Origin of the sequence: Gilliamella sp. B2717 (assembly GCF_026536675.1) — a bacterium.
GTDB lineage: Bacteria > Pseudomonadota > Gammaproteobacteria > Enterobacterales > Orbaceae > Gilliamella > Gilliamella apicola_I.
In genome coordinates this window covers 1-17,469 of sequence record NZ_JAFNNQ010000095.1, presented here as the reverse complement: position 1 = coordinate 17,469, position 17,469 = coordinate 1, and the positions used below count along the sequence as shown (strand labels likewise).

General features: G+C 33.2%; 14 protein-coding genes. 3 read left to right on the top strand and 11 right to left on the bottom strand.

The window, feature by feature from the left end:
- Nucleotides 1–49: 49 nt before the first annotated feature.
- The 11 genes from msbA (J3U35_RS10235) to J3U35_RS10185 form a co-directional block, all read right to left on the bottom strand.
- The gene (gene msbA, locus J3U35_RS10235; protein ID WP_267351286.1) at nt 50–1,819 is read right to left on the bottom strand and encodes a lipid A ABC transporter ATP-binding protein/permease MsbA; all 1,770 of its coding nucleotides are present in this window, start codon (nt 1,817–1,819) and stop codon (nt 50–52) included.
- A 28-nt stretch (nt 1,820–1,847) separates the two neighbouring features.
- Nucleotides 1,848–3,584, bottom strand: a complete 1,737-nt coding sequence (gene msbA, locus J3U35_RS10230) for a lipid A export permease/ATP-binding protein MsbA (RefSeq protein WP_267361167.1) — start codon at nt 3,582–3,584, stop codon at nt 1,848–1,850.
- Between the two features lie 196 nt (nt 3,585–3,780).
- Nucleotides 3,781–5,259 (bottom strand): D-glycero-beta-D-manno-heptose-7-phosphate kinase, encoded by a 1,479-nt coding sequence (gene rfaE1 / locus J3U35_RS10225; RefSeq protein WP_267351283.1) that lies wholly within the window; start codon nt 5,257–5,259, stop codon nt 3,781–3,783.
- A 20-nt stretch (nt 5,260–5,279) separates the two neighbouring features.
- A complete protein-coding gene (locus J3U35_RS10220; RefSeq protein WP_267351281.1) occupies nt 5,280–6,491 on the bottom strand; it encodes a glycosyltransferase family 9 protein in 1,212 nt (403 codons plus the stop codon).
- Between the two features lie 250 nt (nt 6,492–6,741).
- Nucleotides 6,742–7,935: a glycosyltransferase family 9 protein gene (locus J3U35_RS10215; RefSeq protein WP_267351280.1), complete on the bottom strand. Its 1,194-nt coding sequence runs from the start codon at nt 7,933–7,935 to the stop codon at nt 6,742–6,744.
- A gap of 866 nt (nt 7,936–8,801) precedes the next feature.
- Nucleotides 8,802–9,917, bottom strand: coding sequence for a glycosyltransferase family 9 protein (locus J3U35_RS10210; RefSeq protein ID WP_267361165.1), 1,116 nt, complete (start codon nt 9,915–9,917; stop codon nt 8,802–8,804).
- A gap of 101 nt (nt 9,918–10,018) precedes the next feature.
- Entirely contained in the window at nt 10,019–11,260 is a 1,242-nt protein-coding gene (locus tag J3U35_RS10205) for a sigma 54-interacting transcriptional regulator (RefSeq protein WP_267361163.1), read from the bottom strand.
- The gene (gene nagZ / locus J3U35_RS10200) at nt 11,241–12,287 is read right to left on the bottom strand and encodes a beta-N-acetylhexosaminidase (protein ID WP_267361161.1); all 1,047 of its coding nucleotides are present in this window, start codon (nt 12,285–12,287) and stop codon (nt 11,241–11,243) included. The genes J3U35_RS10205 and nagZ overlap by 20 nt, the downstream gene beginning before the upstream one ends.
- Entirely contained in the window at nt 12,287–12,910 is a 624-nt protein-coding gene (locus J3U35_RS10195; RefSeq protein ID WP_267361159.1) for a hypothetical protein, read from the bottom strand. Before J3U35_RS10195 ends, nagZ begins: the two co-directional genes overlap by 1 nt.
- Before the next feature lie 6 nt (nt 12,911–12,916).
- Nucleotides 12,917–13,264, bottom strand: a complete 348-nt coding sequence (locus J3U35_RS10190) for an HIT domain-containing protein (RefSeq protein ID WP_267361157.1) — start codon at nt 13,262–13,264, stop codon at nt 12,917–12,919.
- A 150-nt stretch (nt 13,265–13,414) separates the two neighbouring features.
- A complete protein-coding gene (locus J3U35_RS10185; protein WP_267361155.1) occupies nt 13,415–14,221 on the bottom strand; it encodes a sulfite exporter TauE/SafE family protein in 807 nt (268 codons plus the stop codon).
- 261 nt (nt 14,222–14,482) lie between these two features.
- Between J3U35_RS10185 and J3U35_RS10180 the strand changes: the two genes are divergently transcribed.
- The 3 genes from J3U35_RS10180 (at nt 14,483) to J3U35_RS10170 (ending at nt 17,094) form a co-directional block, all read left to right on the top strand.
- Complete coding sequence (locus J3U35_RS10180) at nt 14,483–14,902, top strand: OsmC family protein (RefSeq protein WP_267361153.1); 420 nt, start codon at nt 14,483–14,485, stop codon at nt 14,900–14,902.
- A 107-nt stretch (nt 14,903–15,009) separates the two neighbouring features.
- Entirely contained in the window at nt 15,010–16,365 is a 1,356-nt protein-coding gene (locus J3U35_RS10175; protein WP_267361151.1) for an APC family permease, read from the top strand.
- Between the two features lie 102 nt (nt 16,366–16,467).
- A complete protein-coding gene (locus J3U35_RS10170; RefSeq protein ID WP_267361149.1) occupies nt 16,468–17,094 on the top strand; it encodes a LysE/ArgO family amino acid transporter in 627 nt (208 codons plus the stop codon).
- Nucleotides 17,095–17,469 lie beyond the last annotated feature (375 nt).

Here is a 17,469-nt window from a genome sequence, read left to right as displayed (position 1 = left end):
TTCCGGTTTGACTAATACAGCTTTTGATTATAGTTTGCGTTCACTTAATTTATTGGAATTGTTTACCTGTATATAAATTAAAGTATATTCCTTTTTTCTCTAATAAAGCTGCGTGATTACCTTGCTCGATAATATGTCCATCATCAATGACTAGAATCTCATCGGCATTTTCAATCGTTGAGAGTCGATGTGCAATCACTAAAGATGTTCGGCCTTTTTGTAATTCATCTAACGCTTTTTGAATGGCACGTTCAGATTCCGTATCTAATGCAGAAGTCGCTTCATCTAAGATTAAAATAGGGTTGTCACGCAATAATGCTCTTGCAATAGCGATCCGCTGGCGTTGACCACCTGATAATAATACGCCACTTTCCCCAACTTTGGTGTCAAAACCTTTTTCAAAATTCATAATAAAATCATAAGCGAAAGCCTTTTTAGCGGCTGCTTCTATTTCAGCTTGTGAATACTGATCAAGTCGACCATATGCAATATTATTGGCAATGGTATCATTAAACAGAAAAACATTTTGCGAAACTAATCCAATTTGGTTTCTTAAACAAAATAGAGTTAAGTCTTGAATGTTATGTCCGTCAATCAATATTTCACCTTCAGAAATATCATAAAAACGTGTCAGTAAATTTGTGATCGTCGTTTTCCCTGAACCCGAACGCCCAACAAAAGCCACGGTTTTTCCTGCCGAAACAGTAAAGCTAATATCTTGGATCGCAAGTTGTTGTCGGGTTTCATACCCAAAACTAACATGCTTAAATTCAATATCCCCTTTTACACGTTCAATGTTAAGTTTACCCGTGTCTTTTTCGACAGGTTGCTCCAAAATGGAAAAGAGTGTTTGACATGCCGCCATACCTTTTTGAAAACTCGCATTCACACTAGTCAAACTTTTAATAGGTTGCATAAGCGCAACTAAGGAAGAAAAAACAACCGTAAACTCACCCGCTGTGATATTTAAATCTGGATTACTTGCCGTTAATAAAACAAAAGCAATTGCAAATGAAATAACTAACTGAACAATTGGGGTAGAGAGCGCTGAAATAGAGACAAGTCTCATACCGTCACGACGAAACTTATTACTTATTTTAACAAAATTGTTCGACTCTTCGTCTTGTGCACCAAATACGATGATCTCACGATGTCCTTTTAACATTTGTTCAACAGACATGGTGACATTACCCATTGAATTTTGCATATTTTTAGCTAATCGTCGGAATTTCACAGAAATAAACGTAATTAAACCAATAACAATGGGAGTAATGATGATCAGTGACAATGATAATTGCCAACTGTTATAAAACATCGTATAAAATAATCCACAAATAAACGCTGATTCCCGAATAATGATAATTAAAGCATCGGATGATGACGAGGCTACCTGATCGGTATCGTAAGTTATACGAGACAATAATCGACCATTCGAATTTTGATCGTAATAACTAACCGGCGCATCGACAAAATGGTTAAATAACCTTTGTCTAATCCGCATGACAATTTTTCCAGAGATAAATGCTAACGAAACCGAATAGCCGTAGTTAGCGATACCTCGTAATAAAACCAACCCAAAAATATAGAGGGGAGCCATAAGTAAAAAACTTTTATCACCATCACTAAACCCTCTATCTAAAAGGGGTTTTAATATTGCAATGAGTGATGTATCGGCAAATGCACTTAAGAAAAGTAATAATACAGAGACAAATAAAATGAGTTTATGCTCAATAATATATGGCCACAGTTTCAAAAACGTTTGCCATGTTGATGAATCTTTATCGAGATCATGCTTTTCTTGTTGATGTTTTTTAGTCATATTGTTCTTCATAAATAAATTAATGATATTACGCATTAAATTGCATTTTATGCATTTGAGAATAAATACCATTCAGCGCTAAAAGTGATTCATGATCGCCATCTTCAACGATTTTTCCCTCATCAATAACTAAAATTCGATCGGCTTTTTCAATGGTTGATAATCGATGAGCAATAATGATAGATGTACGATTTTTTTGCAAAATTTCAATCGCTTCCTGTACCAATCGTTCGGATTCATTATCTAATGCTGAAGTCGCTTCATCTAAAATTAAAATCGGGTTATTACGTAACAGAACTCTGGCAATTGCAATCCGTTGTCGCTGCCCTCCTGATAGCAATACGCCGTTATCACCAATTTCAGTATTAATACCTTGTTCTAATTTGTCAATAAACTCTAAAGCATTTGCTAATTTTGCAGCGTGCATAATGGCTTCTTGAGAATGTTTTCCTTTCTCTCCATAAGCAATATTATCGGCTATTGTTCCATTGAATAAATGCACGCGTTGCGATACATATCCAATCTGGCTTCGTAATGATTTTAATGTGTAATCTTTTATATTAATCGAATCTAACAGAATTTCGCCGTTTGTTACATCATAAAAACGAGGAATTAAACTGGCTATGGTAGATTTACCGGCTCCAGACCGTCCAACTAATGCAACCGTTTGCCCCGCTTTTATCGTAAAACTGATATCATTGAGTGAGGGTGTATTTCGAGTAGGATAAGTATAGGTAACATGTCTAAACTCTATATTACCATTAACTTTATCTTTCTCAATTTTACCTTCATCTTCTTCTAATGGTGAATTTAAGATCCCAAATAATGATTCACAAGCTACCGCACCTTTTTGTAATTCAACATGTAAACTGGTTAATTCACGAAGTGGGCGCATAACCGCAACCATAGCAGAAAATACAACGGTAAAAGATCCAGGCGTGATATCCAAACTTTCACTGGCAACCAGATACAAGATGCCCCCTAAACCTAAAGTTGCAATCAACTGGATGATTGGTGTTGACAATCTTGAAACAAATTCAATTTTTAATACGCCACGTCGCACAGTATCCGTTATCTGGCTAAAATTACGTTTTTCGTAATCCTTGGCATTAAATATTAATACCTCTTTATGACCGTTTAACATTTCATCGGCAGCGGTGGTAATTTCACCCATCCCTTTTTGCATCGATTTAATGGTTTCTCTAAATTTTTTGGCAATAAATTGTGCGATAAAAATGATTAAAGGAACAATGATAAATAGCACTAATGCTAATTTCCAACTACCATAAAACATGACACAACAAAGCCCAATGGCGTAGGTAATTTCTCGAACCAAGATAATTAATGCATCAGATGAAGCTTTGGATAAGAGTTGTGTATTGAATGTGATAACTGACACAAGGTCACCCACAGAACTCTTATCATGGAAGCTAACGGGGCTTTTAACAAGATGATTGAAGATTAACTGCCTAAATTTGGTGACAACTTTGCCCGACAACCACGATAGACAGTAGGTCGATGCGTAGTTTGACAATCCTCTTAACAGTATTAAACCAATGATCGATCCAGCAATGATCATCAATAACGAATAATTTTTTCCCATTAAACCATGATCCAATAACGGTTTTGTAAGAGAAATTAGCGTAGCATCAGTAGCGGCATTTAATAGCAATCCAAACACGGCCGCAATTAATGCTTTTTTGTATGGTGCAACAAAAGGCCAAAGCAGTCTAAGTGTTTTCCAAGAGGTATATTTGTCCGACATAAAGTTAATTAAAAATTATCAAAATAATAGGTATTATACTACAAATAACGATGTCTCGTTAGTTTAATAAATGCTTAAAAGAGTCTTAATTAATTATTCCTACAATAAAACTTCGTTAATTGAAAATAGAATAGAATCTTTGCATCAAAAAAAATGCATATCTGCTCGATATGCATTTAGATCACCCAATCGTCGATTATTTTTTACATTTAGCGACTAACTGAGAGGTTGAATAACCTTCTATACGTTCAAGAATAATGGCCTCACCACCATAACTGACTACTTTTTGCGCTTCAGGCCAATTATCAATGGTGTAGCCTTCTTTCGCAATCACATCAGGTCGAAGTTCTTCAACAATATGACACGCATTATCTTCACTAAATACGATGACATAATCAACAAATTCGAGTGAAGCCAGTAACGTGGCTCGAGTGTTTTGATCTTGAATAGGTCTATCAGCACCTTTATATTTTTTTATCGAATCGTCTGAGTTCACTCCCACAATGAGAATATCACAAACATTTTTAGCTTGTTGCAAAGAACTTAAATGCCCTAAATGTAACAAATCAAAACAGCCATTTGTAAATCCAATTTTTTTACCTTGTTTTTTTAATTCATCAATAATTGGCTTAGCATCGGATAAACTGATAATTTTATTTGTTCGAGTACACTTAATTTCACATTTTTTTGTCGTTAATTTTGCTTTTAACTCATTAAAAGAAACAGTGGCTGTGCCTAATTTTCCAACCACAATTCCTGATGCAATATTGGCTAATTGCATCGCTTCGGCAATTGGTGCTTTTGCACCTAAAGCAATACCTAATGTGGCTAAAGAGGTATCCCCCGCACCAGAAACATCGAAAACTTCTTTAGCTTCTGTTGGTATTTTGACAATGAAATTTTTATTTTCACATGAAATATAAGCCATTCCATATTCACTTAAGGTCACAATAATATTTTTAATACCATATTGTTTTAAGAAAATATCAGCACCTTGTTTCAATTCATCATCAAATTGTGGACTATCAGGATTGAGTTTAATACCTGTTGCATCAAAAAATTCTTTGATATTTGGCTTAATTAATGTCGCACCACGATACTTAGAATAATCATTACCTTTTGGATCAACAATAACTGGAATATTAAACTTATTACAAAGATTAATAATCATCTGAGTGGTTTCTTGATTAAAAATACCTTTATTGTAATCCGATAACAAAACAATATCGGTCATCTTAATGGCTTGCTTGACTAACTTAGAAAATTTAGGGAGTAATTCAGGTACAAACGGAAGTAGCTTTTCAGCATCAGCACGAAGTAAATGATTATGATTAGCGATGAATCGTGTTTTGATAATAGTTGGATGATTTTTTAATCGATAAAGATGACTATGGCTTCCTGCATTTTTTAAAAGTGAAGTAACAAGCTTACCGTTTGTGTCTAAACCAACAAATCCTAAAAAAGTAGGTTTACAGCCAAGAGACGCTAAATTTGCCGCCACATTACCTGCACCACCTAACATCACCTCTTCATGATCCAATCTGAAAATGGGTACGGGTGCTTCAGGAGAAATCCGCTCTACCGTTCCATACAAAAAACGATCCAACATAATATCCCCAATGACCGTTACTTTAGTATTTCTAAATCTATCAAGGTAAGAATAAAATTGATTCATATTAATATTTCCAGTTTGTGCTATTTCAATATTTTTTTAATTTCTTCGAAAATCGAATTTGGTTTGATACTTTTCATACAGATATGATTGTTGTTTTTATTGATACAATATGATGCCCATTTATTATTTATCCATTCGCATGTTAAAGGACACGCACTGGAAGAAATATTGACATTATCTGAATAACCATAAAAGTCTGCAGAGGTCGGACCAAAAATCACGACTGAAACACCACCTTCTAAAGACTTTCTTAAATGAACCATTCCACCTTCTCCGTCAATATGTAACATGGAATTTTTCAAAATAGCTTTCAACTGATTTAACGTCGTTTTTCCAACTAAGTTTAAATCCGTACCTTTAATTAACTGACATCTATCTGTCGATACACCTAATTGAACAATTTTGTATTCTGGAAACGCTGTTTTTATCAGCCTGACTAATTCATCATAGTATTCAAGCGGATATAATTTTGTGGATTCACTTTGAGGATTTGTCCCATCCACCCCACGATTAAGCGTAATAAACTTTGTATCGGCTAATTTTAGATCTTTTAAAACTTTTTCATCATCAGATAGTGCTGGTAAAAATTTATAATTATTGCGATCAATATTCAAAAAACCATAAATATCTGGCTGTTGCAATCTATTTTGATTATTGATTATAGAATACTGAATACTTAATGAGTCAATTTTAGGTGGATCGTACACAATTTTACCATTTATTCGATAAAATTCTTCATACAATTTAACCAATTTTTTTAATTTCAAATTTACATTTGACGGGAGTAAAACTAAATTATTTTTAACTATTAGTGGAAAACGATCTATTTTAAAATCAAGTAAGTAAGCTACTCGATCTTGATTCCACTCATCTTTATGATAGATATTAAAAACTGATTCCCCAATCAATTCTTTAACTAATTTGGTATTCTTTACGAAAATATCGATAGTTTTAATTTCATCTTTCAAATAATCTAAGAGATAACTACAGTAATTAAGATTAATTAAGATATCACCGATTCCCCCTGTAATGAAAAAAGATAAACGATCTAACCGATATTCAATTTCATAGGGTTCATTAGTAATCGGATCAAATTTTTGCTTGTTTGATTTAAAGTCAAAAAGTTTACACAAATTCCACCACAACAATTTGATTGCAGCTTTTTTATACTTATTGGAATAAAGTGATTTATATTTGTTAACTTTTTGCTGTAATTTATCAAAATAGTTCATAATTGATTTCTTATTTACTCATATAGTTTCAATATTAAAATATATTTACATTAACCTAGCTTTTGGGCGGGGTATTATACCCTAAAATAAAGGAAAATTTTTAGAAAAATTTCTAATAATTAAAATTATTTTTATAGCAAAAAAACTGAATAAATAAGTAATTATATTTATAACTTGAGTAAACAATCGTGTTATTTAACTATGCTAGTTTAGTCTTTGACCTTTCCAATAAAGCGACTATTGATAATAATTAATTTATACTTTCATCATGCTTTAAAAATTTTTTGACTTGTTCAAAAACAAAATTTGTATCTATAGATTTCATGCAGATATGGTTGTTGAGACTATTGATGCAAGTTTTTGCCCATGTTTCATTTAACCATTCGCAACTAAATGGGCAAGCTTTAGAAGCAATATTAATATTGTCAGCATATCCATAAAAATCGGCAGAGGTAGGCCCAAAAATCACGACAGATACCCCTCCATTTAAAGCCTTTCTTAAATGTACCATTCCCCCTTCACTATCAATATGTAGTACAGAATGCTTAAGTAATACTTTAAGGGCATCTAATGATGTTTCGCCAACCAAGTTTATATCAACATTATCAATCAGTTGACATCGATCGGTTGATGCGCCTAATTGAACAATTTTATAATTTGGATAATTGATTTTAATAAGATTTACTAAAGCATTATAATTGTGTAAGCTCCACAGTTTAGTGGACTCAATCACATTACCTTGATTATCAACGCCCCTGTTGATAGTGATATATTTACCTGGCTTGAGCCTTAAATTGTTTAATATTCGGTTTTCGTGAAATATTTTAGGGGTATACTTAAAATTACGACTAATATTTAATAAATTAGCAATATCAGGTTGTTGTATTCTTTTATGTCCATTGATAAGCGAAAACTGATTAGTCATGCCGTCCATAAAAGGTAAGTAATCAAAAAAACGGGTATTTTTCTTGTAAAAATCTTTGTAAACGTCAATAAGTTTAAGCAATTTTTTATTTTTGGAATGCTTTGAATAAATAAGGTTATTTTCTAAAATTTGTGGGTATCTAACTAATCCTATTTTCAACAGATATTTATCATTTATTGGTTCTAAAACGGGAAAAATATTAAATTCAGCCCCACCATCTAAAGATTTCACCATACCAGCATTATTAACAAAAATATCGATAATAATGTTGTTAGGTTTTAAATATTCTCGTAAATAACAAGCGTAATTAAAACCAATTAAAATATCACCAATACCCCCTGATAAAATTAGGGCTATTTTATTTAGATTTTTCTTAGATATTTTATCTTTACTGGTTTTTAAACTAATTATTTGAACAATGTTCCACCAAATTAATTTAAGCGCAATTTTCTTATCATTAACTTTGTATTTTGTTTTATATTTATTAACTTTTCTCTGTAACTCTTTAAGATAACTCATAATTAATATTACCCCATGTATTAATTTGAATTTTTCCAGCCATTACAATTCGTAATTTAATAAACGCTATCAATTAAATGGGTTGCTACATTACATGCTTACATTAGAACGTTAAAAGCATTGACAATTTACTGCTTTTCTAACTTTCTAATCACTATATTACGTACTATTTTGCAATTGGGTTGAAACATTCAATTATTCGTTTGGTAAAATTAGCTAATATTTTAGTTAAAGGTTTGATATATTTTAATCACGCAAAAAAAGGGATACAGATCATACAAGTGCCATTTATCACAAAGCTGATCCCATTTTTCTATACTGTATCGTTTAACATTATAATATAACGTTTAAAGTGAGCTTATCAATCATATGTCAAATAACATCAGTCATGATTAAACACCAAAATCAGTCTTCAAAGCACAACCAAACTTGGAATTTTCTAATATTATTTAGTTTATAGCCAATTATTTAAAACAAAATGCCTTATTTCAATTATAATTTTTAATTCAACATTCTGTATTTTTTTATGCCAATCTATAGAAATCACACTCTACTAAAGATTTTTAGATTATTTCACGACACAACGATTTTATTGACTCTTAATACTTAAATTTTATTACAGTGTTATATTTAATAATTGATAACTGGTCAACATTATTTTTATAAAAAAGTTAACTAATAATTCCAAACTCAATATTGGATGGCGGTAAGTTTATACTATTAGTCACTGAATTGGGAATGAAAGTTGGTAAATATTGATTTTTGAAGTTCGTTTGTATAAAAATTGATTCATTTACTTAACAATTTCAACCAACATGACCTAAATTTAAACGATTATCGATAGCGTAAATTATCCTACGCTTAAATTACACCAAAGGTCTGAAACTTTTTAATGTTTCTTTAATCTGTTCGATAATCAATTGGATATCTAATTCAGCAATCGGATCACCTGCCTTTGTAATCTTGTTTTGTTGTGTAAATAAAAGTTTAGCGTTCGTGCCGATAGGTGCCCAAACTTTATTCAGATTAAAACCAGCATTAAAACGATTATTATAAACGGCTATCATTGGTTTATTAAAAGTTGATGCAACATGCACAACTGATGTATCCACACTGATGACTAAATGACATAGCGAAACAAGCGCTGATGCCATAATAAAAGATGGATTTCTATTGAGATGAATATTCGGTAATTCATCAATAGCACAAATTTGCTTCTGTTCCCCAACAATAATGGTAGTACAATTTGTTTGTTGTGATAGAAAAGCGTTAATTCTTTTTATTTGTTCATGTGAAAAACTTTTCGTTTCAGACGATCCAAACGGATTAAAAACAATAATAAATTTATCCGATCCATTACACACTTCGTCAATAAACTTTTTGGCTGTTAATAATTCATCATGATAAATATTGAGATGATATTGAACACAATTATAACTAATTTTCAGAAGATCTAGAATTTTACAGCTTCGTTGAGTGATATGAGCGTTCACCTCGTTAAAAACAATTGAAGTATCATATTGTAAGAATTTAGATTGATTAAACCCTATGGTATGCGTCGGGTCAAAAGATGAGATAAGTTCAACTCTTCTAAGACTATTATCACCTTCATCATAAAGATCAATGGCAAGATCTATCTTGATATTTTTTTCGGTTTTGCAAAATTTTTTTATCTCTTTTTTATTAAAAAAGTAAGCATTATCGACTTCAATAAAACCATTAAATAAAAAGCTTAACCGTTCATCCACAACAACATTCACTTGATAATTTTTCTGTCTTAATTCATTAATAAGAAAAGATGCAACGATTGCATCACCAATACCAAAATCGCACATGACTATTAATAATGAGTGATATTTTTCAGCATCAAAAACGGTTTGATTTAATTTTCGTTTGTTAAGTTGATTTGTTTTAAGATTATTCTTAATCTTTTTAATTAGAAAATTTCTATATCGATTAAGGCGTTTGAAGCATTCAATCATTCTTTATTGTCTCGTCAGTTTTCCATAATAAATAGTTCAACAATTTTGTCTTATAAAACAAATCAATCGTTATTTTTCAATTGGATTTTTTTCAAAATTAATCATCGATTCATACCATAATCCCGTAATTTATTGGCGATTGCCGTATGTGATACGCCTAACCGTTTCGCCAGTTTACGAGAACTTGGATATTTATCGTATAACTGTAATAAAATCTCTTTTTCAAACTGTTTGGTCATTTCATCTAATGTCTTATTTTCGATATTATCAATGCTAGATATTCTTGATGAAGTTTGCACTGGTAACTCAATATCATTGACGGTCAATTTAGTTGATGTCAACTGAGATAGAGCGCAATACAGAATATTTTTTAGTTGTCTTACATTCCCTGGCCATGAGTAGCGGGCTAAATAGTCAAAAACTTCATTATCGACATAAGGAGCAGGTATGCCTTGTTTATCGGCAAATTCATTGACAAACATCATGGTTAGCGGAGCAATGTCTTCTTTGCGTTCGCGTAATGAAGGAAGATGTAATGAAAGCACATTGAGCCGATAATAGAGATCTTTTCTAAATTTTCCTTGTTCGACTAAATCGGCTAAATCAACTTTTGTGGCACAAATAATACGTACATCAACATACACCTCGTTATCATCACCAACCCGACGAAAATAGCCATCATTAATGAAACGTAATAACTTGGTCTGCATTTGAAAAGACATTTCATCAATACCATCAAGTAGAACCGATCCGCCATTAGCCTGTTCAAAAAAACCTTTTTTACTTTCTATTACCCCTGGGTAAGCCCCTGCAGCATGACCGTAAAGTTCGCTTTCAACCACTTCATCTGGCATTGCAGCACAATTTAACGCTAGAAAAGTTTGCTCCCCTCGAGGACTGTATTGATGACAGGCATAAGCAAGCAGATCTTTACCAGTACCTGTTTCTCCCGAGATTAATAACGGTTCACGTTGCATCGAAAACGCTTTAGCTTGGGCAATTAATTTTTGCATGGCATTACTTTGGGTCGCAAAAATATCAAAAGCCTGACTTGCCACAACATGAATTTTGGATAATCTTTTTTTAAGATATTCTATAGGTTGAATGATAAAAATAGTTTTTGATGTTTCATTAACTTTTTGCAACAGATAATACTGTGCATTAAGTACAATAATAGTATCATCTAGCTCATCAACACCTTGCGTCTTATCCAGATGAAATATTGCCTGATAGTCAAAAGGTTGTTGTAACGTTAACAAAGTCGATGAAAGTAACGCTTTAGCCTTGTCATTATATGCTATCAGTCGTTTATTATGATCAATTTCAAGGATGGCTATTTGCATTATAATCCGCCCATTTTTCGTTTAGTTTCATCAAATTATTATATCGATTTTGCCAATCAGCTGTTTTGATTAAATCGTCATAGCTAATTTTGTTTTTTGTTAACAGCGATTGCGCTTTGGTTGATCTAAGGGAGTGTTGTTTATCTAAACTTTCCAATTGTTCTAAAATCGCAAAAGTTCCTTGACGGTTATTACACGCTAACAACAGATCACAACCTGCTGCTAATGCATTTTTTGCTCGCTCAGCATAATTTCCCATGACAGAAGCACCTTCCATCGATAAATCATCCGAGAAAATGACACCACCAAAATGTAATTGTTGACGAAGCACTGTTTTAAGCCAATAGCTTGAACCGCTCGCTGGTTTATCATCAAACGCTGGATAGATAACATGCGCAGGCATAATTGCATCAAGTTTTTTATCAGCAATTAATCTGGAAAATATCTGCATATCATGTTCAATTAATGATTGATTGCGATGATCAACTGGCGTTTCTTTATGAGAATCAGCAATAACATGACCATGCCCCGGAAAATGTTTACCGGTTGTTTTCATTCCAGCACTATGCATACCATCAATCATTGCTGATGCAATTTGGTATGCGATATCGACATCTTGATGAAACGAACGTGAGCCGATAGCCAAACATTCATGACCTAAATCCAATACGGGCGCATAACTCAAATCAATATCAAAGGCAATTAGTTCCATTGCTAACAACCAACCGGCATCAAAAGCTAAGGATTTTGCTTGTTCAATATCATTCAGCAACGCATACGATTGTGCAGGGGGAATTAATGTAAAACCTTGTCTAAAACGCTGAACTCGTCCCCCTTCATGATCCACTGAAATTAATAATCGTTCTGGGGATACTGAACGAATCTCTTTTATTAATTCTGATAATTGTTCTACATTCTGAAAATTACGGCTAAATAAAATGATGCCCGCAACTAAAGGATTTTGTAACAGCGTTTGATCTTCTTTGGTTAAGGTCGTCCCCTCAAAATCAATTAATAGCGGTCCCATTACTCATTTGCCTCAGTTTGATTATTATTAGTTTGCGTCTTTGGCTGAGCAAAATCTTTTGAAGTTACTCTCTCTAAAATTTCGCCATTTTGGGTAGAAAGTAATTCTATTGAAAGATCAGCATCTGTGCCATTATCATCATTAGGTAATTGATAAAGTGTGGTAAACAATACATATTGCGCATTTATTGATTTAGCTAACCCAATCATTTTTCCTCGAGACACAAATTTATCATCTGAACCAATACCAATTGCTTGTTTAGCTTGATTAATTGATTGCTTATTAACAACTGAAAAAATGGGTTGCTTACTCATTAACTGGTGTAGCGCTTCATCAATTTGATTATTTGCGACAAATTCACCTGTGCGATTTTGTATATCACTGATTAATAATACTCTATTGCCTTCAGGGATTGATGAGGATTGTAGTATTTTAGTAATAAATGGCGATAAAATACTTCGCCAATCTGTTTTTTTAACAATTTGCGGCGGAGTTTCAATAATGCCTATTGGTGAATTGTCAATTGGAGGAGTATCGACTGTTTTTTTAGAATCAAGAAGATGACACCCCACCAATAAACTGACAAATGCAATAAATGCTAATAACCTTATAATTTTTCTCATATTAAATTAACCTATTAATCGCCCCAAATTTTTTCCACCTAATAAATGCATATGAATATGAAAGACTTCTTGTCCCGCATCTTTATTACAATTCATGATTAATCGATAACCACTTTCATCAATTCCTTCTTGTTTAGCAATGTTAGCGGCCACAATCATCATATGTCCAAGTAACTGTTCATCTTGTTCAGTCACATGATTAACAGTTGGAATAAGTTTGTTTGGAATGATTAAAATGTGAGTGGGGGCTTGCGGTGAGATATCTCGAAAAGCGGTCACTTTATCATCTTGAAATACGATATCTGCAGGAATTTCATGTCGGATAATTTTACTAAAAATAGTTTCTTCTGCCATTATATTTTCCTTATATAAAACCCGATAAAAGTTAAATTAGAGAAAGCATAACATATTTTTATTATAAAAGTGTATAGATAACGTTACAATTTACAGAAACAAAAAATCTAAACTAAATTGTTTACCATTTCAAAAAAACAGAGTATAACGCTAAGAAATCATTAATTTTAATGCTAATACCAGTAAGAACATCCCAAACAACTTAATCAGTTTATCCACTGAAATTCTTTGTGCTATTAGTAGGCCCACTTTTGCCATAGGAATACTAGCGAGCATAATGACTAATACAGCAGGAACATAAACAAAACCAACGCAATATTTTGGTAGAGGCATGACATGCCAACCAGAAATGATGTAACCTATCGTGCCAGCTATGGCAACCGGTAGCGTAAAAGCCGCTGATGTGCCGATTGCTTTACGCATACCAATACCGCATTTTTTTAGAAAAGGCACGACTAATACGCCTCCACCTACGCCAACTAAAGCGGCAAAAAGACCAATAACACCGCCCATTGCGATATAAATACTAGTATTCAACTTTACCACTTCAGTAGCGTGATTGTGCACAACTTGACGGGTTTTAAAAACAAATTGACTACCAACATAAATCATGAAAATGACAAAAATCCATTTTAACCAAACACCCGGTATCAAAGGCGTAATGTAGGATCCTCCGATAGTACCAATAATACAACCTAAAACCATTCTTTTTAAAATAGACCACTCGATATTGTGGTTTTTATTATGCATCCAGCTTGAAGACAAACTCGTCCCAATAATTGTTGCTAAAGATGTGGCTATAGCGATATGGTTTGTCCAAACACTATTAACGGTAAAGTGGTTGAGTGTAAAAATTAGCGCCGGCACAATCAAAGCGCCCCCACCGATACCAAACATGCCGGCTAACAGACCTGCTGCTGCCCCAATGCAAAGAAACAGAATAAATTCTAGTATCATAAAGCATCCTTTTGTTTTAGTAGCTAACATTAAAATCGAGATCATAAATTCAGATTTTAAATAATATTTCAAATAATCATTTGGTTATACATCGAAATTGTACGGTTTTACAGGGTTAATATTTGACAGACCACCTAAGTTTAACATGACAATGTATTTGGTCATGATCAAATAGTGACAGATGACAAAAAATCGCTTATTTTAATAGAAAATCAATGAATAAAATAAATTTCTAAAAATTAAAATGGTAAGGAGTACATCATGAAAGATCGATTAAAATGGGTTGATGAATTTTGTTTTATGGGCGAAACAGCAAGCGGTCATGCCTTAATCATGGATGGCGGCATTGAACACGGCGGTCGCAATCGTGGTGCTCGTCCAATGGAACTATTACTGCATGGTGCTGCTGGTTGCATGGCTTATGATATTGTCGCTATTTTAAAAACAGCTAAAAAAGATATACGGGATCTGTGGATTGATATCGATAAAACTCAAGCTGATTCTTCCCCTAAAGTTTACACCTCGATTAACTTTCATATTGTCGTCACAGGTAAGAATATTGACAACGAAGCCGTCGAAAAAGCCATAAAACTTGCATCTGAAAAATATTGTAGTGCCTCAATTATGTTAGGTAAAACAGCAAAAATGAGTTACACCTATGAAATAAGAGAGCACCATTAATCGTATAGATCGAAAAGTTATATATAAATAACAAGTTGATCTTAGCTGTATAACCATTCATCCATTAACATATTGAATGTAGGCTTTGATTTTATATGAGAATGGTTATGCCGCAGTTAACAAAGAGTATGCGATTTCGAGATCTGGTCATTCTTGGATTGCTTTTTATTGGACCCGCAGCCCCAGTTGGATTATTTGGGGTATTAGATGCAACGAGTGATGGCGCCACGGCGTTAGTGTATATAGTAGCGACATTAGTTATGGGGTTTACGGCATATTCTTATGCCAGAATGGCAAATTCGTTACCCCATGCCGGATCAGTTTATGCTTACTGTTCAGCGGGAATTCATCCTCATGCTGGTTTTTTAGTCGGTTGGTTATTATTGCTTGATTATTTGTTTATCCCAGCTGTGGCTTATTTATTTAGTGGAATATCCCTTAATGCTCTCATGCCTGATATTCCTGTTTGGCTATGGACGGGTTTAGCGGTTATTGTGACAACAGCACTGAATTTAATAGGGATTAAAAAATCGATTAATATCACTTTAGTTATATTAATTCTGGAAGTCTTAATTTTATTAGCGATTTTAACTGTAGGAATTTGGGTATTATTAACAAGTGATATTGAACGAGACTGGTTAAGCCCATTTACAGGGGGACAATTATTTACTTGGGAAAAATTATTTACAGCGGTATCCATTGCCGTATTATCGTATTTAGGTTTTGACGCCATCGCAACTTTTTCTGAAGAAAATCGTGGTGAACGCAATTTAGTCAGTCAAGCTATCCTAACTTGTTTATTCATAGCAGGGTTACTGTTTGTTATTCAAATTTATGTCGGTTCCTTACTCAGTCCCTACTCTCCCGAATATCTGCAAACGCATACAGAATTACAAGGAAAAGCCTTTTACAATATTGTTAACCAAGAGATAAGTCTATGGCTTGGATGGGCATTAGGTTTAATGAAAGCAATAGGCGCGTCATTTGCTGCCATGGTAGGACAAGCTGCTTCTAGCCGTTTACTATTTAGTATGGGTCGAGATAAACGCTTACCTGCAATGTTTGCAAAGGTCGGTAAGCAAAGCGGTGTACCTACTATCGCAATTTTATTTGCAGCAATTTTTAATTTAGCCTTGGCAGCGATTGCAGCAATCAGTCCAAAAGGATTGCCAACTTTAATTTCATTTGTTGATGTTGGTGCACTCACTGCATTTATTATGTTACACCTTTCAGTGATCGGCTATTTCAAGTTTAAAAAACAGAATTTCAACCATGGGATTTCATCTTTTATATTTGATATATGCTTGCCTATTATCGGTATCTTGGTCTTAATACCGGTATTACTGCATATTGATAATCAAGCCAAAATAGTGGGGATTATCTGGTTGACGATAGGCATTGTTGTTCTGATTTTTAATCAAGGAAAATGCCAATTAACGGCATTCACTAAAGCGAATATATAACCTAATCAACTTTAATTTATATCAACGATGCTATAGTGTATTGAATAATAGGATGGAATATATCAAAATAACAATTAAATACATTTAAGGGATTATTACACTATGTTGGCGGAAATATTACGGGGAGCGATGATCTCCGGTAGTCTAATTATTGCTATAGGCGCACAAAATCTATTTGTACTAAAGCAAGGTTTATTAAAAAATCATATATTCTTTGTGTCAGCTATCTGTTTTATATGTGATTTTACCTTAATGTCTATTGGCATCATGGGAGTCGGAACATTTATTAGTGCCAATCCTTTAATTACCAATATTCTTGCCATTTTAGGGGCACTTTTTTTAATATGGTATGGATTTAACGCATTAAAAAGTGCGATTAAAGGCACAAGTAGTATGCAAATTGAATCTCAAGATACAAAAAACAATAGTTTACTGAAAGTCGTGCTTGCGACTTTAGCTGTGACGTTACTCAATCCACACGTTTATTTAGATACGGTTGTTATTGTTGGGGGAATTGCAGGCACATTAACCAGTGAACAGAAAATAGCATTTCTGATCGGTGCTGTTTGTGTTTCATTTATCTGGTTTTTTGGTATTGGCTACGGCGCCAGACTTTTAACCCCCCTATTCAAACAAAAAAGAATGTGGGTTATTTTAGATTGCTTGGTCGGTTTGGTGATGTTTTATATCGCTTATCGATTAATTATGTATGTTTACCAAGGTATTTAATTGACTTAAACAATTAATATACCATTATTGACCAACAAGATCGTTTCAACACTTGTGATCACTATGATGATTGCAAGTTAAGTTGAAATATTTGCAAATCTCGTCAAATTTTATTAGCCAACCTGATTAATCCAGCCTTTTTAATCTATAGCATAGTGATCTTTCATTTTAAACAATGACTATGTTTGTATTGAAAACCTGCACTAATGCGTTTTATTACCTAAATATCTGCAAAATTAAAATCTTTAGCTTATTTTGTTGTTTAGATTGATGGATTGATAATAAATTCAAATGAAATTTACATATTATGCATATCAAATTCGTTCCAGACGAATTTGTCGAACGCTTGCGTTCTCATCGCTTAGGTTTACTTAA